The 21,014-nt window shown below is 57.9% G+C and carries 26 protein-coding genes; 16 read left to right on the plus strand and 10 right to left on the minus strand.

Annotated elements, in window-relative coordinates; all coding sequences use genetic code 11:
* The first annotated feature begins 3 nt into the window (after positions 1-3).
* From ASC74_RS03345 to recX, 8 genes are all read left to right on the plus strand, one after another.
* Positions 4-564, plus strand: a complete 561-nt coding sequence (locus ASC74_RS03345; RefSeq protein WP_056739204.1) for a tail fiber assembly protein — start codon at positions 4-6, stop codon at positions 562-564.
* A 42-nt stretch (positions 565-606) separates the two neighbouring features.
* Positions 607-1,818 (plus strand): hypothetical protein, encoded by a 1,212-nt coding sequence (locus tag ASC74_RS03350; RefSeq protein WP_056739206.1) that lies wholly within the window; start codon positions 607-609, stop codon positions 1,816-1,818.
* 13 nt (positions 1,819-1,831) lie between these two features.
* Positions 1,832-2,218, plus strand: coding sequence for a phage tail assembly chaperone (locus tag ASC74_RS03355; RefSeq protein ID WP_056739208.1), 387 nt, complete (start codon positions 1,832-1,834; stop codon positions 2,216-2,218).
* Positions 2,219-2,221: 3 nt separating this feature from the next.
* Positions 2,222-2,785: a glycoside hydrolase family 19 protein gene (locus ASC74_RS03360; RefSeq protein ID WP_056739210.1), complete on the plus strand. Its 564-nt coding sequence runs from the start codon at positions 2,222-2,224 to the stop codon at positions 2,783-2,785.
* A complete protein-coding gene (locus ASC74_RS03365) occupies positions 2,767-3,303 on the plus strand; it encodes a lysis system i-spanin subunit Rz (RefSeq protein WP_056739212.1) in 537 nt (178 codons plus the stop codon). Before ASC74_RS03360 ends, ASC74_RS03365 begins: the two co-directional genes overlap by 19 nt.
* An 80-nt stretch (positions 3,304-3,383) precedes the next feature.
* Positions 3,384-3,884, plus strand: coding sequence for a CinA family protein (locus ASC74_RS03370; protein ID WP_056739719.1), 501 nt, complete (start codon positions 3,384-3,386; stop codon positions 3,882-3,884).
* 83 nt (positions 3,885-3,967) lie between these two features.
* Positions 3,968-5,020: a recombinase RecA gene (gene recA / locus ASC74_RS03375; protein ID WP_007907270.1), complete on the plus strand. Its 1,053-nt coding sequence runs from the start codon at positions 3,968-3,970 to the stop codon at positions 5,018-5,020.
* A gap of 8 nt (positions 5,021-5,028) precedes the next feature.
* A complete protein-coding gene (recX, locus tag ASC74_RS03380; RefSeq protein WP_046046277.1) occupies positions 5,029-5,496 on the plus strand; it encodes a recombination regulator RecX in 468 nt (155 codons plus the stop codon).
* Positions 5,497-5,539: 43 nt separating this feature from the next.
* Here the strand turns inward: recX and ASC74_RS03385 are convergent, their stop codons facing one another.
* Positions 5,540-6,658, minus strand: a complete 1,119-nt coding sequence (locus ASC74_RS03385) for a TIGR00730 family Rossman fold protein (RefSeq protein WP_056739214.1) — start codon at positions 6,656-6,658, stop codon at positions 5,540-5,542.
* Positions 6,659-7,024: 366 nt separating this feature from the next.
* Here ASC74_RS03385 and ASC74_RS03390 point away from each other — a divergent pair, with 366 nt between their 5' ends.
* Positions 7,025-7,219, plus strand: a complete 195-nt coding sequence (locus ASC74_RS03390) for a hypothetical protein (RefSeq protein WP_056739216.1) — start codon at positions 7,025-7,027, stop codon at positions 7,217-7,219.
* Here ASC74_RS03390 and ASC74_RS03395 read toward each other — a convergent pair whose 3' ends face one another.
* Positions 7,220-7,645: a PA3611 family quorum-sensing-regulated virulence factor gene (locus tag ASC74_RS03395; protein WP_056739218.1), complete on the minus strand. Its 426-nt coding sequence runs from the start codon at positions 7,643-7,645 to the stop codon at positions 7,220-7,222. It lies immediately after the preceding gene.
* Positions 7,646-7,834: 189 nt separating this feature from the next.
* Between ASC74_RS03395 and ASC74_RS03400 the strand changes: the two genes are divergently transcribed.
* From ASC74_RS03400 to ASC74_RS03410, 3 genes are all read left to right on the plus strand, one after another.
* Positions 7,835-8,569, plus strand: a complete 735-nt coding sequence (locus ASC74_RS03400) for a tRNA-uridine aminocarboxypropyltransferase (protein WP_008153983.1) — start codon at positions 7,835-7,837, stop codon at positions 8,567-8,569.
* A 233-nt stretch (positions 8,570-8,802) separates the two neighbouring features.
* Positions 8,803-9,450: a response regulator transcription factor ErdR gene (gene erdR / locus ASC74_RS03405; RefSeq protein ID WP_046046272.1), complete on the plus strand. Its 648-nt coding sequence runs from the start codon at positions 8,803-8,805 to the stop codon at positions 9,448-9,450.
* A gap of 80 nt (positions 9,451-9,530) precedes the next feature.
* Positions 9,531-9,893 carry a diacylglycerol kinase gene (locus ASC74_RS03410; protein WP_008010143.1) on the plus strand — a complete coding sequence of 121 codons (363 nt, stop codon included), beginning with the start codon at positions 9,531-9,533 and terminating at the stop codon, positions 9,891-9,893.
* Here the strand turns inward: ASC74_RS03410 and ASC74_RS03415 are convergent.
* Complete coding sequence (locus ASC74_RS03415) at positions 9,890-10,816, minus strand: LysR family transcriptional regulator (protein WP_008153977.1); 927 nt, start codon at positions 10,814-10,816, stop codon at positions 9,890-9,892. The genes ASC74_RS03410 and ASC74_RS03415 overlap by 4 nt on opposite strands.
* Before the next feature lie 150 nt (positions 10,817-10,966).
* On the opposite strand from ASC74_RS03415, the gene fpr reads away from it, so the two are divergent.
* Complete coding sequence (gene fpr, locus ASC74_RS03420) at positions 10,967-11,746, plus strand: ferredoxin-NADP reductase (protein WP_003443014.1); 780 nt, start codon at positions 10,967-10,969, stop codon at positions 11,744-11,746.
* Positions 11,747-11,818: 72 nt separating this feature from the next.
* Here the strand turns inward: fpr and tsaA are convergent, their stop codons facing one another.
* The 6 genes from tsaA to rimO all read right to left on the minus strand — a co-directional run bounded on the left by tsaA (position 11,819) and on the right by rimO (position 17,065).
* Positions 11,819-12,520, minus strand: a complete 702-nt coding sequence (gene tsaA, locus ASC74_RS03425) for a tRNA (N6-threonylcarbamoyladenosine(37)-N6)-methyltransferase TrmO (RefSeq protein ID WP_056739220.1) — start codon at positions 12,518-12,520, stop codon at positions 11,819-11,821.
* A gap of 171 nt (positions 12,521-12,691) precedes the next feature.
* Positions 12,692-13,462 (minus strand): SDR family oxidoreductase, encoded by a 771-nt coding sequence (locus tag ASC74_RS03430; RefSeq protein ID WP_056739222.1) that lies wholly within the window; start codon positions 13,460-13,462, stop codon positions 12,692-12,694.
* A gap of 216 nt (positions 13,463-13,678) precedes the next feature.
* The gene (locus ASC74_RS03435; RefSeq protein ID WP_056739223.1) at positions 13,679-14,149 is read right to left on the minus strand and encodes a DUF1456 family protein; all 471 of its coding nucleotides are present in this window, start codon (positions 14,147-14,149) and stop codon (positions 13,679-13,681) included.
* A gap of 75 nt (positions 14,150-14,224) precedes the next feature.
* The gene (locus ASC74_RS03440) at positions 14,225-14,935 is read right to left on the minus strand and encodes an rRNA pseudouridine synthase (protein ID WP_008153970.1); all 711 of its coding nucleotides are present in this window, start codon (positions 14,933-14,935) and stop codon (positions 14,225-14,227) included.
* A gap of 191 nt (positions 14,936-15,126) precedes the next feature.
* Positions 15,127-15,600, minus strand: a complete 474-nt coding sequence (locus ASC74_RS03445) for a GNAT family N-acetyltransferase (protein WP_056739225.1) — start codon at positions 15,598-15,600, stop codon at positions 15,127-15,129.
* Positions 15,601-15,727: 127 nt separating this feature from the next.
* Complete coding sequence (gene rimO, locus ASC74_RS03450) at positions 15,728-17,065, minus strand: 30S ribosomal protein S12 methylthiotransferase RimO (RefSeq protein WP_008153968.1); 1,338 nt, start codon at positions 17,063-17,065, stop codon at positions 15,728-15,730.
* Between the two features lie 405 nt (positions 17,066-17,470).
* On the opposite strand from rimO, the gene ASC74_RS03455 reads away from it, so the two are divergent.
* The gene (locus ASC74_RS03455; RefSeq protein WP_056739227.1) at positions 17,471-19,372 is read left to right on the plus strand and encodes a potassium transporter Kup; all 1,902 of its coding nucleotides are present in this window, start codon (positions 17,471-17,473) and stop codon (positions 19,370-19,372) included.
* A gap of 234 nt (positions 19,373-19,606) precedes the next feature.
* Here the strand turns inward: ASC74_RS03455 and ASC74_RS03460 are convergent, their stop codons facing one another.
* Positions 19,607-19,921: a DUF3077 domain-containing protein gene (locus ASC74_RS03460; RefSeq protein ID WP_056739229.1), complete on the minus strand. Its 315-nt coding sequence runs from the start codon at positions 19,919-19,921 to the stop codon at positions 19,607-19,609.
* A gap of 526 nt (positions 19,922-20,447) precedes the next feature.
* Between ASC74_RS03460 and ASC74_RS03465 the strand changes: the two genes are divergently transcribed.
* Together ASC74_RS03465 and ASC74_RS03470 are read left to right on the plus strand one after the other, a co-directional pair.
* Positions 20,448-20,738, plus strand: coding sequence for a Phd-YefM (locus ASC74_RS03465; RefSeq protein ID WP_056739231.1), 291 nt, complete (start codon positions 20,448-20,450; stop codon positions 20,736-20,738).
* Between the two features lie 11 nt (positions 20,739-20,749).
* Positions 20,750-21,013, plus strand: coding sequence for a type II toxin-antitoxin system RelE family toxin (locus ASC74_RS03470; protein WP_056739233.1), 264 nt, complete (start codon positions 20,750-20,752; stop codon positions 21,011-21,013).
* Position 21,014 lies beyond the last annotated feature (1 nt).

Consider the following 21,014-nt stretch of genomic DNA (forward strand, 5'->3'; position numbering starts at 1 on the left):
TCCATGTTTAATTATCTGATTGATAACTCGGGCGCCTTGTCGGGGCCGGTGGAGTTCTTCGTGACGCCGGGAATCGGTATTCAACTGCCCAGTAATGCCGTTGAACTTTCATTTGAATTGCCACCTCCGGAACAGGGCCGTACATGGGTGCTGGTCAAAAATGTCCCGCGCGAAGTCATCGACCGGCGCGGTCTGGTGTATCGCAAAGAGGGCGGTGCTCAGCAGATCTGGAGTGAACTTGGGGAGTTGCCAGACGCCTTTACCACGGTTCCATGGCCGGGTGAGTTTTATGTCTGGCGTGATAACACCTGGGAGTTGGACGACCAGGCGCGGTTGGCGGATGTCAGGAATCAGGTGTTCACCAAGCGAGACGCGCTACTTCGTGACGCAGTCCTGCGTATAGCCCCGCTTCAATACGCCGAAGATATCGGCGACGCCACTCACGATGAGCAACTGGCATTGATGGAATGGAAGCTCTACAGCGTTGAGTTAAATCGCCTTGAACGGCAAGCAAGCTTTCCTGCAGAGATCGACTGGCCTCAGGTTCCAGGCTCGACCGAGTAACGGCATTGCCTGTGTTTATGCCCTTCAACTTGAGTAGATCAAATGGACTATCCAAAAAGCGTCCCCAGTGCAGGACTGGTCAACGGTAGATTTGCCGATGAAAACCCGATAGCCGGAACTCCCGGCTCCCTGATACCAGCCAGCTGGGGTAATAGCGTCACCCAGGAAATTCTCAACGCCATCACCGCCGCGGGGCTGATGCCTTCCGAGAATCAAACTGATCAGCTGAGCCTGGCCATTAAAGAGTTGGCCAAACTCGACCCGCAACAGAGCTTTCCGGTGCAGGTTTATCGCAAGAACCTGGTGATTAACGGCAACTTCGATATCTGGCAGCGCGGTACGGTCAACTTGGGGCCTTACACCGGTGCTTATATCGCTGACCGTTTTCGTTGCGACTGGAACGGAAACGCGGGCGTGAGTATTTCCCGGCAGAGCTTTGCGCTGGGTCAGGGCGAGGTGCCCAATGAACCCCGTTACTTTATGCGTTGGCAGCAAATCACGGCGGGCGTTGGCGCCAGCGTGCATAAAATTTCCCAGGCTATCGAGTCGGTCAGGACCTTGGCGGGGAAAACCGCGACGCTGACGTTCTGGGCCAAGGCCGACACGGCGCGTCAACTCAATGTGACTGTCGCGCAGTATTTCGGAGCGGGCGGTAGTGTGGATACCGTGATGCCGGTTGGCAGCTTTCAACTCAAAACTTCCTGGACCCGATACAGCGCGACGATTCAAGTACCGTCCCTGGCAGGCAAAACGTTGGGAAGTAGCGGCAATGACTTTCTGCGGCTCTCCTTCGACCTGCCTTTGAATGTATTGCAGGTGATAGACCTGGCGCAGATCCAGTTGGAAGAGGGGCGGGTGTCGACGCCGTTCGAGCTCCGTAGCCCTGGCGATGAGTTGATGATGTGTCAGCGTTATTACGAAAAAACCTATAGCCAGGATGTATCGCCCGGAAGCTTGATAGGTCCCTACGGCGCATTGATATCCACAGTGAGACAGGGGCAAACGGGATTTGCCTCACAGCCCATGGCTCAGTGGACCTTCAAGGTTGAGAAGAGAGCTGTTCCAAGTTTCAGTCTGTTTACCACTACGCCGAAAGGGGTCTCTGGGCAGTGGCGCTCCGGGAGTGATGAAGTCTCATCGGGTAATGCTCGAACTCTAGGGGCTTCTACGCGCGGCGTCTGGGTCGATAACTCCGATATCGGCGTCATTACACAGTCTTACTACATCCACGCCACTGCCGATGCCGAACTTTAAGGAGGCTATTTTCATGAACTATCAACTCACTGAAGATCCGGCCACGGTCATTCGTCTGCCTGACGGGGCAACCGTTCCTCTACATCACCGCTTCTGGGATGAATACCAGCAATGGCTGGCGAGCGGTGGTGTGCCGCTACCTGCCATCCAGGCAAGTGCTCCGGAGGCCGTTGCCCGAGTCTGGCGCGACCAGGAACTGGCGGCCAGCCAATGGCTGGTCGAGCGTGATCGCGATGAGCACGCGGCCGGTACTCCGATGACCTTGAGCAGCGATCAATATCATGACTTGCTCGATTACCGGCAGGACCTGCGCGACTGGCCCTCGCTTGCCGGCTTTCCAAAAGACGCCAGCAAACCCTTGGCGCCGGTCTGGTTAAAAACAACGGCCAATGGAACATGACTCATGCCTCTCACTTCAGCGCAGTTGCAACACATATTCCCTGACGCCCGCTCCCAAGCTGGCGTTTTCATTTCCGCGCTCAACACCGCCATGACCCACCGCAACATCAACACCCCGAAGCGCATTGCTGCCTTCCTCGCGCAAGTCGGCCATGAATCGGGGCAGTTTCAGTACGTGCGTGAACTGGGCAACAACCAATACCTCAGCAAATACGACACCGGCACCCTGGCCCTGCGTTTGGGCAATACCCCGCAAGCCGACGGCGACGGTCAAAAGTACCGTGGCCGAGGCCTGATTCAGATCACTGGTCACGACAATTACCGTCAGTGCAGTCTCGGACTCTTCGGTGATGATCGTTTACTGTTTTTGCCGGAACTACTGGAACAACCGCAATGGGCCGCCGAATCGGCCGCGTGGTTCTGGGAGCAAAATGGCTTCAACGAACTGGCCGACCGCGATCAGTTCAACAGCATCACCCGTCGCATCAACGGCGGCCTGAACGGTTTGCAGGATCGCTTGCAACTCTGGGCGCGGGCGAGGGCGGTGTTATGCCAGCCTTCGGTTTGATGCCGATGTCTTACCGCGTCATTGGCGTTGTTGTGTTTCTGGCTGTGTTGGCCGGTGGCTCGGCGGCGCTGGCCTGGCGCTTTCAGGATTGGCGTTATGGCGGGCAACTGGCGGAACAGGCAAGAGTGCACGCCGAAGCGCTGAATCAGCTGAGCCTGGCAGCCGCGACGCAGCAACAGGCCGAGCAGGACAAGCGTCTGGCGCTGGAGCTGCGTCTTTCGACCAGCGAACAAACCCATTACCGAGCGCTTAGCGATGCCGAACGTGATCAAGGTCGCCTGCGCGATCGTCTTGCCACTGCTGATGTGCGCTTGTCAGTCCTCCTCGATGCCCATGACACTGCCTCTGTCTGTGGAGTGCCAACCGCCTCCGGAGCCAGCAGCGTGGATCATGGAGCCGCGCGAGCCCTACTTGACCCGGCGCATGCTCAGCGAATTATCGCCATCACCGACGCCGGCGACCGCGGACTGATTGCCTTGCAGGCCTGTCAGGCTTATATCAGAGCCCTCGCTCGCTAACATTTTGATTGATCCTGCGCCTTGCAAGCGTTATTGGCTCGTGTACGGTAGTTCTCATTCCGCTTGCTCAGGAGATGACCGTGAAAGAAATCACCCAACTGGCCGCTGAACTTGGCAGGCGCTTGCAGGTTCTCAATGCTCATGTCACTGCCGCCGAGTCCTGCACCGGCGGCGGGATCAGCGAGGCGATCACCCGGATTCCGGGGAGTTCGGCATGGTTCGAGGCGGGTTATGTCACCTATTCCAATCGCCAGAAAACCGAGCTATTGAATGTCCCGGTCGAGTTGTTTGCAGCGGTGGGGGCGGTCAGTCGCGAGGTGGTCGAGGCCATGGTCCGAGGCGCGCAGGAGAAAAGCCGGGCGCGTTTTGCCGTGGCGGTCAGCGGTGTGGCGGGACCGGATGGCGGTTCGCCGAGCAAGCCGGTTGGCACTGTGTGGCTGGCCTGGGGCGTTGGTGAACAGGTGTTCAGCGAGGTGCAGTACTTTCCCGGCAACCGTGACGAGGTCCGCCGACAAACGGTGAAGGCCGCGCTAGAGGGGCTGCTGCGCCATGCCGCTGGAGAAATCTCAAATCAGGGGTAGGCGATCCTGAAACGCTGTGGAATAATACTGGCTACTTATACAGGTGTTGGCCGTCAGGCCTTATTGATTACGTGAGGACTTTAATGGACGACAACAAGAAGAAAGCCTTGGCTGCGGCCCTGGGTCAGATCGAACGTCAATTCGGCAAGGGTGCCGTAATGCGTATGGGCGATCAGGATCGTCAGGCGATCCCGGCTATCTCCACTGGCTCTCTGGGTCTGGACATCGCGCTCGGCATTGGCGGTCTGCCAAAAGGTCGTATCGTTGAAATCTACGGTCCTGAATCCTCCGGTAAAACCACGCTGACACTGTCGGTCATCGCCCAGGCTCAAAAAGCCGGCGCGACCTGCGCATTCGTCGACGCCGAACACGCCCTCGACCCTGAATACGCCGGCAAACTGGGCGTCAACGTCGACGACCTGCTGGTTTCACAGCCGGACACCGGCGAGCAAGCCCTGGAAATCACCGACATGCTGGTGCGTTCCAACGCGGTTGACGTGATCATCGTCGACTCCGTGGCGGCTCTGGTTCCAAAGGCTGAAATCGAAGGCGAAATGGGTGACATGCACGTGGGCCTGCAAGCCCGTCTGATGTCCCAGGCGCTACGTAAAATCACCGGTAACATCAAGAACGCCAACTGCCTGGTTATCTTCATCAACCAGATCCGTATGAAAATCGGTGTGATGTTCGGCAGCCCGGAAACCACCACCGGTGGTAACGCGCTGAAGTTCTACGCTTCGGTTCGTTTGGACATCCGCCGTACCGGCGCGGTGAAAGAAGGTGACGAGGTTGTCGGTAGCGAAACCCGCGTCAAGGTTGTGAAGAACAAGGTAGCTTCGCCGTTCCGTCAGGCCGAGTTCCAGATTCTTTACGGCAAGGGCATCTACCTCAACGGTGAGATGATCGACCTGGGTGTTCTGCACGGTTTCGTTGAGAAGTCCGGTGCCTGGTATGCCTATGAAGGCACCAAAATCGGTCAGGGCAAGGCTAACTCGGCCAAGTTCCTGGCAGACAATCCGGAAATCGCCGCCAAACTCGAGAAGCAACTGCGTGACAAGTTGCTGACCCCGGCGCCAGACGTTAAAGCATCGCCAGTCAAAGAGACTGCTGATGACCTGGCTGACGCAGATATCTGATTGATCCGATGACCGCCGTACTCGATACACTCGTCGCGGTGCGGCGAACCGCAATGGACCTGCTCGCGCGACGCGAGCACGGTCGAGTCGAGTTGACGCGTAAACTGCGTCAACGCGGCGCCCTCCCTGAAATGATCGACACGGCACTCGACCGCTTGACGGAAGAAGGCCTGCTGTCCGAATCCCGCTACCTCGAAAGCTTTGTTTCCTACCGTTCCCGTTCCGGTTATGGCCCTTTGCGTATTCGTGAAGAGTTGAGCCAGCGCGGCCTGCAACGTACCGACATCGAACTTGCTTTGCGCGAGAGCGGTATCAACTGGCAGGAACAACTGGAAGACACCTGGCGGCGAAAATTTTCCGGGCATTTACCGATAGACGCCCGGGAACGTGCCAAACAGGGCAGGTTCCTGAGTTATCGGGGATATTCCATGGAAATGATCAGCCGCTTGTTCAGCGGCCGAGGGATGGACGATTAACTGAAACGGCTCGCTATTTCGATAGCGGGCCGTTTTTTTTTGCTTACGTAACCTTGGATGGTTCCCGCGAGCGCTGTTGCGCCTGGGGTTGGGATTGCGCCCAGTTTTCCGGCAGGTTGATGTAGTCCACCAGTTCCCGCAGGCGTCCATGATCACGGGCGTTGAAGGTGAAGGCGAGTCGCGCAAGGTGGCTGAACTGCGGTTCGTCGTGTTCCTCTCCGCTGTAGGCGTGTTGATGGAAGTGATCGCTCAGACACAGGTCGGCAAATGCCTCCTGCATGTGTTCGAGCGCCTGGTCGCTGAGCTTGTGATTCATGCGGATCACGAATTGATGCTTGAGCCAGCGGCTGGAGTGGAAGTTGCTGTAGAACTGATTGATCTGCTCCACAGCCTCTTCCGCGCTGTAGACCAGACTGACGAGTTTCATGTCGGTCGGCAGGATGTAGCGATTTTCCTCCAGTTGATGGTGAATGAAGTCCAACGCGCCTTGCCAGAACTTGCCGCCGGGAGCGTCCAGCAATATCACGGGCACTAGCGGGCTTTTGCCAGTCTGGATCAGTGTCAGCACTTCCAGCGCTTCATCCAGGGTACCGAAACCGCCAGGGCACAGGACCAGCGCATCGGCTTCCTTGACGAAGAACAGCTTGCGGGTAAAGAAGAAGTGGAAGGGCAGCAGGTTGGTAGTGCCATTCACGGTGGGATTGGCATGCTGTTCGAAGGGCAAGGTGATGTTGAATCCCAGGCTGTGTGCCAGGCCAGCACCTTCGTGGGCCGCCGCCATGATGCCGCCACCGGCACCGGTGATGACCATCAGATCTGAGCGCGCCAGCGCTGCACCGAGCTCTCGGGCCAGACCGTACAGCGGATGTTCTATCGGTGTTCGGGCCGAGCCGAAAACGGTGACTTTGCGTCGACCCCTGAATTGCTCCAGAACACGGAAAGCGTGTTCCAGTTCGCGTAGGGCTTGCAGGGTGATCTTGGCATTCCAGCGGTTGTGATCTTCCTGGGCCATGCGCAGCACGGTCAGGATCATGTCGCGGTAGATCGGGATGTTCGGGCTGTTGGGTGAAACCAGGTTGAGTTGCTCTTCGACCTTGCTGATGAGGTCGTGGCCGCTTTCTTCAAAATGACGGCTCAGGAGGTCGTTCGGTTGGTAAGGCATCAACTTCTCCTTCCATACAGGCTCTGTTTTTCCCTTGGATGAAGGAAACATTCGCACAACAAGACGCGCAATGGGCAGCCCCTTTCCTGCCCTGAAAAGTAAACGTGAACACTATGAATCTAGACCCTCATAGCGTTTTTCGCTGACTTGATCATTGCGCTGCAAAGTCTTTCCTGGCAACCGCTTATTGGCGATTTGCAAGGTGCTTTCACCGCTCGTCTGAACGCAAGGCGAGTGGCTGACAGTCTGATTTACTAAATTACAGGCACGACACGACAACTTTGCGTCAAAGGCAGGACGCACGTTACAAGCGGTTCAAGGATTTTATCGCTCAAGCAAGGGCGAGGTGCAGGGAGGCGGGAAGCGATGGCCAGAGTCATTCTGGAGATCGATACGCAATTGTATCGATTACTGAAGTCATCGGCCGAGACCAATCATTTGAGTCTCGAAGAAGAGTGCTGCCGGCGTCTGGAGGGGGGCGACCGACGTTCCCGTTATTTGCAGGCGTTGTTGGCAGAACTGCGCGCCGAGGATGAACAGCGGCGCGCCAATTCCCAATGATTACTTCTTCTTGGTCGGAGCCGCTTTCGGGCAGTCCGATTCCTGATAGCTGGCGGAGCCGACTGCGCGGTTGGTCTTCACCTCAGTGAAGTCGTAACGCATGACCGCGCCCTTGGCCATCAGTTTGCGGAACGATGGGTTGTTGCATACAGAGGCGCCAAGCTGGAAATACACGGCTTTCGGGTCGGCACGCATCTTGTTGGCGTGGCTGCTTTGTACGCTCAGATGGTTGATCAGCGTGTTGCCTTCGACGGTGTAGCCCTGATCAAGAATGTCTTCGTTGATCGCCCGTGGAGTACCAACACTGCTTTGTGTGGCGACGTTTCGCAGCTCTCTGTTGAGATTCTGCTCACTCAAGGAAGCAGCCTGAGCGCTGAAGGACGACGCCAGCAAAATGGCAGCGGTGGGAACGATAAGGCGCAGCATGAAACTCTCCTGGTTCAGTGACTGGTGGTTCGACCCGTCACATGACTGTGCGTTCAGTGGCGGCGAATTATAGGGGACGAGGCCTGGACGGTACAGGCTTGCGCCGGCTGCTCTGATAAACTGCCGCCACTTTCTGCCCTGCCGAGTGTTTTTCGTGTCGATTTTCTTCCCCTGCCGGCGTTGCCTGCGATGAACCCTGCAACCCCACGCTTTGCTGCAAACGCAGTAGCCCGCTTGCGCGATGAGCGAGAGGAAGAGGGCATCAAGCCGATTCAGGCCCGAGGCTGGAGGGCACCGCGTTGCCGAGCCTGCCGCGTGATCGAGAGTCACTGCCTGTGCGCCTGGCGCCCGCAAGTCGAGGCCCGTTCTGGCGTGTGCCTGATCATGACCAACAAGGAAGTGTTCAAGCCGAGCAACACCGGTTGGCTGATCGCCGATGTGGTGCGCGACAACCATGCGTTCATCTGGTCGCGTACGGAAGTTGATGAGCAACTGCTGGCGCTGCTGGCCGACCCGCAATGGCAGCCTTATCTGGTGTTTCCGGGGGAGTACGTCGAACCCGAGCGTGTCACAAACAGCGTCGATGCCGATAGTTCGAAGCGTCCGCTGTTCATTCTGCTGGATGCCACCTGGACAGAAGCCCGGAAGATTTTCCGCAAAAGCCCCTACTTCGATCGGCTTCCGATCCTGAGCCTGTTGCCCGAGAAGTTATCGCGGTACCGGTTGCGCCGGTCGACCCGCAGCGAGCATTTATGCACCGCCGAAGTGGCGGCGTTGTGTCTCGATCTGGCGGGTGATACTGAGGCTGCGTCGGCACTGGACGCTTATTTCGACGTGTTCAGCCAACATTACCTTGATGCCAAACATCAGCTTGAAATGGATGTTTCAACACCGGCACACGCCGAGCTGATGCCTTTTGTGTAAATCGGCGCCCCTGTCACGCGCTGATTGTCGCCCATACTGCAAAGAACTGTACTGGCCAAGCACCTTGACCACCCCGGCTTCGCTGGGCATGCTTGGCGCCGATTAGGGCGCGGCCAAGTTTGATACGCCGTATTCTTTACGTGGATAGCCATGTGATTGGCGTTGAACGTGCCCTGTTGGTACAGCTCCGTGGCTGTACCTCGAGTTGTTTGAAAAACAGGATCATTTGAAAAATGGCCACATACGAAATCCTGATTGCCGATGACCACCCTCTTTTTCGTAGCGCCCTGCATCAAGCGTTGACCCTGGGCCTGGGCCCGGAAGTCCGTCTGGTGGAAGTGGCAAGCATTGCCGAGCTGGAAACCCGTCTGGACGAGAAGTCCGACTGGGATCTGGTGCTGCTGGACCTGAACATGCCGGGGGCCTACGGTTTTTCAGGGCTGGTGCTGTTGCGCGGTCAGTATCCGCAGATTCCGGTGGTCATGGTGTCGGCCCAGGAAGAAGCCTCGATCATGGTCAAGTCTCGTGAATTCGGCGCCAGCGGCTTCATCCCCAAGTCCAGTGATCTGAGCGTCATCCAGAAAGCCGTACGCGCGGTGCTCGATGGTGATGTGTTCTGGCCGCCCCAGGCGTTCGAGGCCGTCAGCGTTTCCGCCGAAGCCAAGGCCGCCAGCGAAGGCCTTGCGAGTCTGACGCCGCAGCAGTTTCGTGTCCTGACCATGGTCTGTGAAGGCTTGTTGAACAAGCAGATTGCCTACGAGCTGAGCGTTTCCGAAGCGACGATCAAGGCCCATGTGACCGCGATTTTTCGCAAGCTGAATGTGCGGACCCGGACCCAGGCAGCCTTGCTTCTGCAACAACTTGAGTCAATTTCGAGCTAATCAGGCGCGGCGCGTTCACGCTTTTTTGACTGTGCTTAATCTAGCCTTCCCACTTCATTTTTTGGTCAGTTGCCCACTTTATGTCACCTTTCAAAGGCCAAACCGGCCTAAAACGCATCCTCAACGCCTCCGGTTACTCGCTGGACGGTCTGCGCGCAGCCTTCACCGGCGAAGCGGCCTTTCGGCAACTGGTGTTGCTCAACGTCATATTGATTCCGCTGTCGTTCTTCCTGAACGTCAGTCGCGTCGAGCAGGCGTTGCTGATTGCCGTCTGCCTGTTGGCGTTGATTGTCGAATTGCTCAATTCGGCAGTGGAAGCGGCCATCGACCGCATTTCCCTTGAGTTGCACCCGCTGTCCAAGAACGCCAAGGACATGGGCAGCGCCGCTCAGTTCGTAGCCTTGAGCATGATTGCGCTGGTCTGGGCAGTCATCCTGCTTTAAGCGATGGTGGGCAGAACGATCTCGTCGCTGCGCTGAACCCCAGCGGTAAAAGCGCGGCACAGGTCGAGGAATTCACGCATCGCCGACGTCTGATATTTCTGTTTGTGCCAGATGAAATAGAACTGCCGCGCCAGGTCCAGATCTGGCGTTTCCACCGGCACCAGGCTGCCACGGCGGAACGCGTCGCGTAGCGCCAGACGCGAAATGCAGCCAATCCCCAACCCGGACTCCACCGCACGCTTGATCGCTTCGGTGTGTTCCAGTTCCAGTCGGATATTCAGCGAGCTGCGATGGTGACGCATGGCCTGGTCAAAGGTCAGTCGCGTGCCGGAGCCCTGTTCCCGCAGAATCCAGGCCTCGTGGGTCAGCTCTTCCATGGTCGCCGTGCCGCGCTTGGCCAGTGGATGCTGGGGCGCGCAGAACACCACCAGTTCATCCTCGACCCAGCTCTGCACTTCGATGTCTGGATGGCTGCAGTCACCTTCGATTAGACCCAGATCAATTTCATAGTGGGCAACCTGCTGCACAATGTTGGCAGTGTTCTGCACGTGCAGCTTCACCTGGCTTTCCGGATGGCGCTGCATGAAGCTGCCGATCAGCAAGGTGGCCAGGTAATTGCCGATGGTCAGGGTCGCGCCGACCGCCAGAGAGCCAAATCCCGACTTGCCATTGAGCAAGTCTTCGATTTCCTTGGACTGGTCGAGCAGCGCCACCGCTTGCGGCAGCAGCTGTTTGCCGAGGGCGTTGAGGCTCAGCCGTTTGCCGGCGCGGTCGAACAGCTGACAGCTGGACTGACGCTCTAGCTCGGTGATCGAGGTGCTCGCCGCCGATTGCGAGAGGTTGAGCAGACCCGCAGCACGGGATACGCTTTCCTGCTGGGCGACGGCGACGAATACTTGAAGTTGACGGAGAGTAAATCGCATATCGATATAACCGATAACCCTTATCTTAATAATCCAGTTAACAGATATTGTCGCTGCCATTAGAATGCGATGCAATTGCGCACAGCAGCTCATTTTTCGCAGAGCAGGCGCAGAGCACGCGCAGACCAAATCTCCAGGAGTCCCACGTACATGAGCAACATGAACCACGAGCGTGTCCTCAGTGTTCACCACTGGAACGACACTCTGTTCAGCTTCAAGTGCACCCGCGACCCGGGCCTGCGCTTCGAGAACGGTCAGTTCGTGATGATCGGCCTGCAACAGCCCAACGGCCGGCCGCTCATGCGCGCTTACTCGATTGCCAGCCCGAACTGGGAAGAGCATCTCGAGTTCTTCAGCATCAAGGTGCCTGATGGCCCGCTGACTTCCCAGCTGCAGCATCTGAAGGAAGGTGACGAGATCATCATCAGCAAAAAGCCTACCGGCACGCTGGTGCTGGATGACTTGAAGCCTGGCAAACATTTGTACCTGCTCAGCACCGGAACCGGTCTGGCGCCGTTCATGAGCGTCATCCAGGACCCGGAAACCTACGAGCGTTTCGAAAAAGTGATCCTGTGCCACGGCGTACGTTACGTCAACGAAGTCGCTTACCGCGAGTTCATCACCGAGCATTTGCCGCAGAACGAGTTCTTCGGCGAGGCCCTGCGTGACAAGTTGATCTACTACCCGACCGTGACCCGTGAGCCGTTCGAGAACGAAGGTCGCCTGACCGACCTGATGCGCAGCGGCAAGCTGTTCAGCGACATCGGTCTGCCACCGATCAACCCGCAGGACGACCGCGCCATGCTGTGCGGCAGCCCGAGCATGCTCGACGAGACCAGCGAAGTGTTGAACAGCTTCGGCCTGAAAGTATCGCCGCGGATGCGCGAGCCGGGTGATTATCTGATCGAGCGAGCGTTCGTCGAGAAGTAAGAACATCGCATCACTGAAAAGCCCCCATTGCCTGTGCAGGCAATGGGGGCTTTTTTATGTCCAATGCAATCCCTACACGTTGGGAACCGGGATAACTTCGAGAACGCGGATAACCCCGGCTTCGGGATAATGCCAGCGTACGTCCAGGTCCCAGTACTGCGCGCCGTATTCCCGTTCGGGTGTAGGAATCTGGTACGCCGGACGTGGGTCTTGTGCCAGGCATTGCTCGATCAGCTCCACCAGCGGTTCTTCAAGGCGCTGAGCATGGCGGTGAGCCTGTTGCAGTGCTGAGTCCGTCCACTGCACGGGAATCAGCTGCGGTGCAGCGCTGGCGATGCTGTTGGAGGCCGTATCAATGATGTCGGCGTAAGGCACGTAGGGTTTGATGTCGAGAATCGGCGTGCCATCCAGCAGGTCGATGCCGGATATCCACAGGCGATTGGCTTCAACCTTGTCCAGCTTCACCACGGATTGGCCGATGCCATTGGGCCGATGCGTCGCGCGCGTGGCGAACACACCCATGGATTTGTTACCGCCGAGACGAGGAGGGCGGACTTTCAACCGTGGCTTTTCTTCCAGGGCCTGGTGAAACAGGAACAGCAGCCACACGTGGCTGACCTGTTCCAGACCTTGCACCGCATCGCCCTGATCGAACGGCGCCACCAATTCCAGTACGCCGCGAGCGGCCGGGGCCAGTTGTGGCTGGCGCGGGATGGCGAACTTCTCCTTGAAACAGGAGCGCACAAAGCCGATGGGGGAAACGCTGTAGGTCATGGTCTGGGGTCGAGGCGGGAATTTGGGCGGGCATGATAACCCGATCAACTGTTGAATCGGTGGTGCCTGTCAGTCCGCCATCGCGAGCAGGCTCGCTCCCACAGTAGATCTCCTGAGCACCATAGATCTACTGTGGGAGTGAGCCTGCTCGCGATGGCCGCGCCGCCGATCTTAGAGGCTGAACCCGCCATCCAGAGGGATGATATTCCCCGTCATGTAAGCCCCGGCCGTACTCGCCAGACTGATCGCCAGCGCCGCCATTTCTTCCTCCCGACCCCAGCGTTTCATCGGAATCAACGCCGTGTCATCGGCCAGCGCCTGCTCATCATTGCCAATGTGCTGCGTCATCTTGCTCGGAAAACGCCCAGGCGCGATGACGTTGACGTTGATGTGCTGACTCACCAGCTCCCGCGCCAGAATCCGCGACAGTTGATGCAGGGCAGCCTTACTCGGCCCGTAGGCATATGCCTGTTCGCCAAAGGACGAAATCCCGGCCACTGAACCGATGTTGATGATCCGCGCCGGATTCGCTGCCGAACCCGCCTTACGCAGCAATGGCAAAAACTGCTGAATGCAGTTGAACACCGAGGTCACGTTCAGTTGCATGACCTTTTCCCAGCCCTTGACCGGGTAGCTCTCCAGCGGCGCGCCCCACGTGGTGCCGGCGTTGTTCACCAGAATATCCAGATGAGTGATCTGCTCGCCCAGTCGCGTAGCCAGTTGAAGTACGCCTTCTTCGGTGGCCAGGTTGGCCGCCACTCCGCGGCAACGACCGAAGGCGCTCAATTCATCAGCCGTTTGCTGACAGGCTTCGGCATCCCGGGCGCAGACGTACACGGTGGCGCCGGCCTCGACAAAAGCTTTGGCGATCATTTTGCCGATACCACGGGTGCCGCCGGTCACCAGAGCGGTGCGGCCTTGCAGGGAAAAGTACGGGTGCATGGCGAATCCTGAGAGCTGAGGGTCAATACACCCTAGTCGTCAGCCGCCGGAAGCGGAGCCACTATTTTTGCGAGGAATGAGGGTCTATACAGCGCGCCTTGAGCCGCCACTGCCCCCTGTAGGAGCTGCCGCAGGCTGCGATCTTTTGATCTGGATCTTAAAAAACAAAGTCAAAAGATCGCAGCCTGCGGCAGCTCCTACAGGGGCCAAAGCGATTTACTGCGGACGCACGCGCAGGGTCAGGCCCTTGAGGAAGTTGCGCAGCAACTGGTCGCCGCACGGACGGTAGTTGGTGTGGCCGAACTTGCGGAACAGCGCGCTCAGCTCAGGCTTGGACACCGGGAACTCGGAGGCCTTGAGGATGGCGTGCATGTCGTCTTCTTTCAGTTCGAAAGCTACGCGCAGTTTCTTCAGGATGATGTTGTTGGTCACCGGCACTTCGATCGGCTGCGGCGGACGGCTTTCGTCCTTGCCGCGCTTGAAGGTCACCAGGCCGTCGAGGAAATGCGCCATGACTTCATCCGGGCAGCGTACGAAGCCTTCCTCGTCTTCCTCTTTCTTGTCGAGGTACGTCACCAGGTCTTCCAGGGTCACGTCCATGCCGCCGAGCTTGATGATCTCGATGACTTTCTTGTCGCTGATGTCGAGCATGTAGCGCACGCTGCGCAGTACGTCGTTATGAATCATGGTGTGCAGTCCTGATATTCAGCAGTGGGCGCCACATAAACAGCGGCGCCAAAATGTGTGGCGGCGTGAAAAGTCTTAGAACTTCTCTTTGCCGGACAGGTAACGCCATTGGCCCAACGGCACTTTGCCGATGGACACGCCGCCAATGCGGATGCGGCGGATGGCGACGACCTTCAGGCCTACGGCCTGGCAGAACAGGGCGATGACGCCCGGTTGTGGGTTCTTCATCGCAAAACGCAGGCGGTTTTCGTTCTGCCAGCTGGCTTTGACCGGCGGCAGTTCCTTGCCCTTGTAGGTCAGGCCGTGGTTCAGGCGGTTGAGGCCGTGAGCCACCATGTCGCCTTCAACTTCGACCACATACTCTTGCTCGATCTTGGCGGAGTCGGCAGTGAGTTTGCGCAGGATCTTCCAGTCCTGGGTGAACACCAAAAGACCACTGGCGTTGGCCTGCAGGTCGGTGCTGGCGGTCAGGCGCAGGAAGTGGCCCTTGAGCGGACGTTTGCTGAAGCGGTGTTCTTCGCTCAAGGTCTCGGCGCTGATCGTAGCCATGGCCGTTTCCGCATCCATGCCCACGGGCACGTTCAGCAGGATGGTCACCGGTTCCGGCGCAGTGGCCTTGGCTTCTGGATCAAGCTCGACTTTCTGGTTCTCGACCTTGAACTGCGGCTCGTCGATGACTTCACCGTCCACGGTGACCCAGCCGCCCTCGATGAACAGCTCAGCCTCCCGACGGGAACAGCCGACGAGTTCGATGAGGCGTTTGGAGAGACGAATCGGGTCAGTCATGACAGGGCCGTAACAAAAAAAGGGTGGGCATTGTACCTGCCTGGCGCCGGTTAATCCCGGCTCCATTTGCGCCGTGTGGCTTTTTTGTGGGAGCGGGCTTGCTCGCGAATGCAATTTGTCAGCTGACATCAATGTTGACTGACACACCGCTTTCGCGAGCAAGCCCGCTCCCACACTTGATCCGTGTTGTGTCAGCCGTGTTGTGAGTGTTGCTGGTTTTGGCGCAAACGCATGTGCAGCAGCGGATAAGGCTGGCCCATGCCATCGACTTCCGAACGACCGATCACCTCGAAGCCCTGTTTGAAGTAGAAGCCCAGGGCTTGCGGGTTCTGTTCGTTGACGTCCAGTTCATCGGCATTCAGGTGTTCCATCGCATAGCGCAGCAACTGCTTGCCCAGGCCCTGGCCGCGGTGAGCGGGGTCGATGAAGAGCATTTCGATCTTGCCCGCCGCGACCCCGGCGAACCCGGTGATGCGCTGGCGCGGGTCTTTGGTGCAGATCAGCATCACTGCATCGAGGTAGCGCGTCAGCACCAGGTTCTTCAGCAGTTCGATGTAGCTCTCCGGCAGAAAGTCATGAGTGGCGCGCACGGAGGCTTCCCAGACTTGAGTGAGTTCTTCGTAGTCGCTCTGTTTCGGCGTGTGGATGACCGAATGTTGGCGCATGGCCGGCTGCTCCTTCTTTTTAATAGCCGTTGCTGTCAATGGTGCGAATCCTTTCTCCCACAAAACGATAGACGTAAAAAAGCCCCGCATCTCGTCAAGAGAGCAGGGCTTTTCGTATTTTTTGCGTTTAGATCTGTTCAGCCCACAGGTCGTATTCGTCGGCGTCGGTCACTTTGCACCAGACTTTATCGCCTGGTTTCAGGTTGCTGCCGTTGTCGATGAACACGTTGCCGTCGATTTCCGGGGCATCGAAGAAGCAGCGGCCAACCGCGCCTTGCTCGTCGACTTCATCGACCAGCACTTCGATTTCACGGCCGACGCGCATTTGCAGGCGTGCCGAGCTGATCGCTTGCTGGTGCGCCATGAAACGGTCCCAGCGGTCTTGCTTGACGTCGTCTGGCACGATGGCCGCGTCCAGCAGGTTGGCCGGTGCGCCTTCGACCGGCGAATACTGGAAGCAGCCGACGCGGTCGAGTTGCGCTTCGGTCAGCCAGTTCAGCAGGTACTGGAAGTCTTCTTCGGTTTCGCCGGGGAAGCCGACGATGAAGGTCGAACGGATGATCAGGTCCGGGCAGATTTCGCGCCAGTTCTTGATGCGGGCCAGGGTCTTGTCTTCGAAGGCCGGGCGTTTCATCGCTTTCAGGATTTTCGGGCTGGCGTGCTGGAACGGGATGTCCAGGTACGGCAGGATTTTCCCGGCGGCCATCAGCGGAATCAGCTCGTCGACGTGCGGGTACGGGTAAACATAGTGCAGACGAACCCAGACGCCGAGGGTGCTCAGGGCTTCGCAGAGTTCGGTCATGCGGGTTTTCACCGGCGCGCCGTTCCAGAAACCGGTGCGGTATTTTACGTCGACGCCGTAGGCGCTGGTGTCTTGCGAGATCACCAACAGCTCTTTGACGCCGGCCTTGACCAGGCGCTGAGCTTCGTCGAGCACGTCACCGACCGGGCGGCTGACCAGCTTGCCGCGCATCGACGGGATGATGCAGAAGCTGCAGCTGTGGTTGCAGCCTTCGGAAATCTTCAGGTAGGCGTAGTGGCGCGGGGTCAGCTTGATGCCTTGCGGCGGCACCAGGTCGATCAGCGGGTTGTGATCCTGACGTGGCGGCACAGCGTCGTGCACGGCGTTAACCACTTGCTCGTATTGTTGCGGACCGGTCACGGCCAGCACGCTTGGGTGCACTTTACGAATGTTGCCTTCTTCGACGCCCATGCAGCCGGTCACGATGACCTTGCCGTTTTCCTTGATGGCTTCGCCAATCACTTCCAGCGATTCAGCCTTGGCCGAGTCGATGAAACCGCAGGTGTTGACCACCACGACGTCGGCGTCCTCGTAAGTGGACACAACGTCATAGCCTTCCATGCGCAGCTGGGTAAGGATGCGCTCGGAGTCGACCAGTGCTTTGGGACAACCCAGGGATACGAAGCCAACCTTTGGATTGGCCGGCGCAGGAGTGGTGGACATGTCTAACCTCGGTATTTGTGACGCCTCCAGCCGAAGTCGGCAAGGCGACAAACGGGCGCTTACGTCCTATCTCGTGAATACGCTGTTTTTTGACGAGTGACTGTTGTTGCCAGGCAACGCAGCATGGCGACAACAGGCGCCGTCAAAAAGCAGCAGTGATTCGCGAGACAGGACGTTTTCTGCGCCTCTGATCAAAAAGTGCGCAATTCTAGCGATGAGAGGCGCACTTGACCAGCTTTATGCAGGGAAATACGACGAGTGCTGCGCTATGCTTCGCGCCGTTACGCTTTACCGATTTTTTACAGTCAACAAAACGTCTGTAACCGTAAGTAAAACAGCGCATGCTGCACGGCAAAGCATAGTGCTTCTTCCAAAGAAGTCCGGTCTGGGTAGTAGGAGTGGTGGATGGGTCAGGCAAGTAGTCAGGCGGCGGGTGCCGAGCATTCGGCGGCGAAGCCGATCGGCATGCTGGTCGCGGCGGTCGGGGTGGTTTATGGCGATATCGGCACAAGCCCGCTGTACACCCTCAAAGAAGTGTTTTCCGGTGGCTATGGTGTACCCGTCAACCATGACGGGGTGCTGGGAATTCTGGCGCTGATCTTCTGGTCGCTGATCTGGGTCGTGTCGATCAAGTACATGATGTTTGTTCTGCGCGCCGACAACCAGGGCGAAGGCGGGATCATGGCCTTGACTGCACTGGCTCGGCGGGCTGCGGCGGGGCATCCCAAGTTGAGAGGGTTTCTGGTGGTCTGCGGGCTGATCGGCGCGGCGCTGTTCTACGGCGACAGCATGATTACACCTGCGATTTCCGTCCTTTCAGCGATTGAAGGCCTGGGGCTGGCATTCGATGGCATCGACCATTGGGTGGTGCCGCTGTCGCTGATCGTGCTGGTGGCGCTGTTCCTGATTCAGAGTCACGGTACCGCGCGGATCGGCATCCTGTTCGGGCCAATCATGGTGACCTGGTTTGTGGTGCTGGGGGCGCTGGGTGTCTACGGCATCATGCAGCATCCGGAAGTGTTGAAAGCGATGAACCCGGTCTGGGGCGTGCGCTTCTTCGTTGTGCACCCGGGCATGGGCGTGGCGATTCTCGGCGCGGTAGTGCTGGCATTGACCGGTGCCGAAGCGCTGTACGCCGACATGGGCCACTTCGGCCGCAAACCGATTGCCCGTGCGTGGTTCATTCTGGTGCTGCCGGCGCTGGTGCTGAATTACTTCGGCCAAGGGGCGCTGCTGCTCGGTGATCCGGAAGCCGCGCGCAACCCGTTCTACTTGTTGGCACCGAGCTGGGCGCTGATTCCGTTGGTGGGGTTGTCGACCCTGGCCACGGTGATTGCCTCCCAAGCGGTGATTTCCGGTGCGTTCTCCCTGACCCGTCAGGCGATCCAACTCGGTTACATTCCACGCATGCACATTCGGCACACTTCCAGCGCCGAACAAGGCCAGATTTACATCGGTGCGGTGAACTGGGCGCTGATGGTCGGCGTCATCCTGTTGGTGTTGGGGTTCGAATCCTCTGGCGCGCTGGCCTCGGCTTACGGCGTGGCCGTGACGGGCACGATGCTGATGACCACCGTCCTGGTGTCGGCGGTGATATTGCTGCTGTGGAAATGGCCTCCGGTCCTCGCGGTTCCGCTGTTGCTCGGTTTCCTCTTGGTAGACGGTCTGTACTTCGCTGCCAACGTGCCGAAAATCATTCAGGGCGGGGCGTTCCCGGTGATTGCCGGTATCGTGCTGTTTGTGCTGATGACCACCTGGAAACGCGGCAAGCAACTGCTGGTCGATCGCCTCGACGAGGGTGGCTTGCCGCTGCCGATCTTCATCAGCAGCATCGCCGTACAACCGCCGCATCGCGTCCAGGGCACTGCCGTGTTTCTGACCGCTCGCCCGGACGCCGTGCCCCACGCGCTGTTGCACAACCTGCTGCATAACCAAGTGCTGCACGAGCAAGTGGTGCTGCTGACGGTGGTGTACGAAGACATCCCGCGGGTACCGGCATCACGGCGTTTCGAGGTCGATTCCTACGGCGAAGGTTTCTTCCGGGTGATCCTGCACTTTGGCTTCGTCGACGAGCCGGACGTGCCGCAAGCGCTGAAGCTGTGTCATCTCGATGACCTGGACTTCAGCCCGATGCGCACCACCTACTTCCTCAGTCGCGAGACGGTCATCGCTTCCAAACTCGAAGGCATGGCCCGCTGGCGTGAGGCGCTGTTCGCCTTCATGTTGCAGAACGCCAACGGTAATTTGCGCTTCTTCAATCTGCCGTTGAATCGGGTGATTGAACTGGGGACGCAGGTAGAGATGTAAGCAACATCAAAAAGCCCCCGTTGCCATTGCGGTAGCGGGGGCTTTTTTGTGGGCGGCGCATTTCCCTGAAGGCAATGAAGACCCCTTGTGGGAGCGAGCTTGCTCGCGATGGCGATCTGTCAGTCGACATTGATGGTGGCTATAAGTCCGCTATCGCGAGCAAGCTCGCTCCCACAGGGGGTGTGCGGCGTTTGCACGTATTCCGTCTCTGCTCCTTTACTTGCTTTCGGGCAGTTATTTTTTAGATTCAGCTTTTGTCCGGGCAGGTGGCGGTGGCGGCGTCAGTACCTTCACCGCATCATCAATCACGGCCTTACTCATTGCCGTCAGGTAATGCGCGGCCCAGGCGTGTCGGTCGGTGTCGCGGGCGTAGGCAGCATCTTTAGTTAGTTCTTTGGCAAGGAACAGAAAATCAGAAGCCATGGCTAACGCATCACCGAGGGGGACGTCTCGACTGACACGGAACAGGGGTCGGTTTGAGCAGTAGATTAAGGGGGTGAGGCCGATGGTTTTCAGTTCGTCAGGTTCTGATGGATTTGTTTTGGTCATGGTTTTATTCCTGGGTTCGAGGAGCTGCCATTTCCGTTACCACACGAAAGGGAGGCAGCTGTACGCAGGGTGGTAAACCGGGAACCAAGGAAACCGGCACGCCCGAGGGCGTCCCACGCACAGCCGCCATAACTTGAGATCGCAGACATAAAAAATGCCTGTGTTCGGAATGAAGGCGCTGTTGCGCTGGTTTCGCCGGGTTACCACACCCGATCGCTGAATGGTCAGCGACGTCCGGAGAGTATCCCGTCGAAGAAAAGCGCAACAAGGCATCAAAGTGCCCAAAAAGAACGATTCGGAGTTTGCCTACAAGGTCTGCGGGCGTCATCCGATATTGCGACACCTTAAGTAAACGAAGTTAAACATGGTGAGAGGATTTACAAATTGTCCGGTTCATTTTTTGTAGGCGTGAAACAAGCACGTTGATCAGTTCGCGTTTTTTGCCGCTTGCTGTATGTCGAATTCGACGCAATACTCTGCGTAGAACTGTGTGTTCAAATTTGCATGATTGTGTAGAGAGGTGAGTATGACGGCATTACTGGAGCGTGCTGACCAAGCGATATCGGTGACTGCAATGGTCAGGGGGTTCAGCGCAAGGCTCAAAGAGATTTCCAGCCGAGCCACCGAACGACTGGTCATTTTCAAAGACAACCAACCCGCAGCGGTCATTATCAATGTCGATGCGTATCAGGAAATGCTCGATGAACTTGAGGATCTGAGGGTTGAAGCAGCTGCTCGGGAGCGACTGATCGGTTTTGATCAGAACAAGGCAGTCAGCCACGACGATATGCGGGCGCGATACGCCAGGAAAGACTAAAGGAGCTGTGGATGGTTTGGGGCGTTATCTATCATCCTGAGGTTCAGAAGGATCTGGATCTGCTGGGAGCTGTAGCGGCGAACCGCATTCTTGATGTCATCGAAGAGCGGATTATCAATGGTGAGCCGGACAAGAGCGGCAAGCCCCTAAGAGCCAGTCTTGCAGGCTGTAGACGGATCCGAACAGGCGACACGCGGATTGTTTATCGAGTCGATGGCAAGGCGATTCAGGTATTGATCGTTGCCGTTGGTGCTCGACGTGACAAAGAGGTCTAGG

Source organism: Pseudomonas sp. Root329, assembly GCF_001424925.1.
Classification (GTDB): domain Bacteria; phylum Pseudomonadota; class Gammaproteobacteria; order Pseudomonadales; family Pseudomonadaceae; genus Aquipseudomonas; species Aquipseudomonas arabinosi.

What these genes read in the sequence shown, in the direction of transcription:
- ASC74_RS03345 (WP_056739204.1), top strand. Translation starts at nt 4, where the DNA reads ATGTTTAATTATCTGATTGATAACTCGGGCGCCTTGTCGGGGCCGGTG.
- ASC74_RS03350 (WP_056739206.1), top strand. Translation starts at nt 607, where the DNA reads ATGGACTATCCAAAAAGCGTCCCCAGTGCAGGACTGGTCAACGGTAGA.
- ASC74_RS03355 (WP_056739208.1), top strand. Translation starts at nt 1,832, where the DNA reads ATGAACTATCAACTCACTGAAGATCCGGCCACGGTCATTCGTCTGCCT.
- ASC74_RS03360 (WP_056739210.1), top strand. Translation starts at nt 2,222, where the DNA reads ATGCCTCTCACTTCAGCGCAGTTGCAACACATATTCCCTGACGCCCGC.
- ASC74_RS03365 (WP_056739212.1), top strand. Translation starts at nt 2,767, where the DNA reads ATGCCAGCCTTCGGTTTGATGCCGATGTCTTACCGCGTCATTGGCGTT.
- recA (WP_007907270.1), top strand. Translation starts at nt 3,968, where the DNA reads ATGGACGACAACAAGAAGAAAGCCTTGGCTGCGGCCCTGGGTCAGATC.
- recX (WP_046046277.1), top strand. Translation starts at nt 5,029, where the DNA reads ATGACCGCCGTACTCGATACACTCGTCGCGGTGCGGCGAACCGCAATG.
- ASC74_RS03385 (WP_056739214.1), bottom strand. Translation starts at nt 6,658, where the DNA reads ATGCCTTACCAACCGAACGACCTCCTGAGCCGTCATTTTGAAGAAAGC.
- ASC74_RS03390 (WP_056739216.1), top strand. Translation starts at nt 7,025, where the DNA reads ATGGCCAGAGTCATTCTGGAGATCGATACGCAATTGTATCGATTACTG.
- ASC74_RS03395 (WP_056739218.1), bottom strand. Translation starts at nt 7,645, where the DNA reads ATGCTGCGCCTTATCGTTCCCACCGCTGCCATTTTGCTGGCGTCGTCC.
- ASC74_RS03400 (WP_008153983.1), top strand. Translation starts at nt 7,835, where the DNA reads ATGAACCCTGCAACCCCACGCTTTGCTGCAAACGCAGTAGCCCGCTTG.
- erdR (WP_046046272.1), top strand. Translation starts at nt 8,803, where the DNA reads ATGGCCACATACGAAATCCTGATTGCCGATGACCACCCTCTTTTTCGT.
- ASC74_RS03410 (WP_008010143.1), top strand. Translation starts at nt 9,531, where the DNA reads ATGTCACCTTTCAAAGGCCAAACCGGCCTAAAACGCATCCTCAACGCC.
- ASC74_RS03415 (WP_008153977.1), bottom strand. Translation starts at nt 10,816, where the DNA reads ATGCGATTTACTCTCCGTCAACTTCAAGTATTCGTCGCCGTCGCCCAG.
- fpr (WP_003443014.1), top strand. Translation starts at nt 10,967, where the DNA reads ATGAGCAACATGAACCACGAGCGTGTCCTCAGTGTTCACCACTGGAAC.
- tsaA (WP_056739220.1), bottom strand. Translation starts at nt 12,520, where the DNA reads ATGACCTACAGCGTTTCCCCCATCGGCTTTGTGCGCTCCTGTTTCAAG.
- ASC74_RS03430 (WP_056739222.1), bottom strand. Translation starts at nt 13,462, where the DNA reads ATGCACCCGTACTTTTCCCTGCAAGGCCGCACCGCTCTGGTGACCGGC.
- ASC74_RS03435 (WP_056739223.1), bottom strand. Translation starts at nt 14,149, where the DNA reads ATGATTCATAACGACGTACTGCGCAGCGTGCGCTACATGCTCGACATC.
- ASC74_RS03440 (WP_008153970.1), bottom strand. Translation starts at nt 14,935, where the DNA reads ATGACTGACCCGATTCGTCTCTCCAAACGCCTCATCGAACTCGTCGGC.
- ASC74_RS03445 (WP_056739225.1), bottom strand. Translation starts at nt 15,600, where the DNA reads ATGCGCCAACATTCGGTCATCCACACGCCGAAACAGAGCGACTACGAA.
- rimO (WP_008153968.1), bottom strand. Translation starts at nt 17,065, where the DNA reads ATGTCCACCACTCCTGCGCCGGCCAATCCAAAGGTTGGCTTCGTATCC.
- ASC74_RS03455 (WP_056739227.1), top strand. Translation starts at nt 17,471, where the DNA reads ATGGGTCAGGCAAGTAGTCAGGCGGCGGGTGCCGAGCATTCGGCGGCG.
- ASC74_RS03460 (WP_056739229.1), bottom strand. Translation starts at nt 19,921, where the DNA reads ATGACCAAAACAAATCCATCAGAACCTGACGAACTGAAAACCATCGGC.
- ASC74_RS03465 (WP_056739231.1), top strand. Translation starts at nt 20,448, where the DNA reads ATGACGGCATTACTGGAGCGTGCTGACCAAGCGATATCGGTGACTGCA.
- ASC74_RS03470 (WP_056739233.1), top strand. Translation starts at nt 20,750, where the DNA reads ATGGTTTGGGGCGTTATCTATCATCCTGAGGTTCAGAAGGATCTGGAT.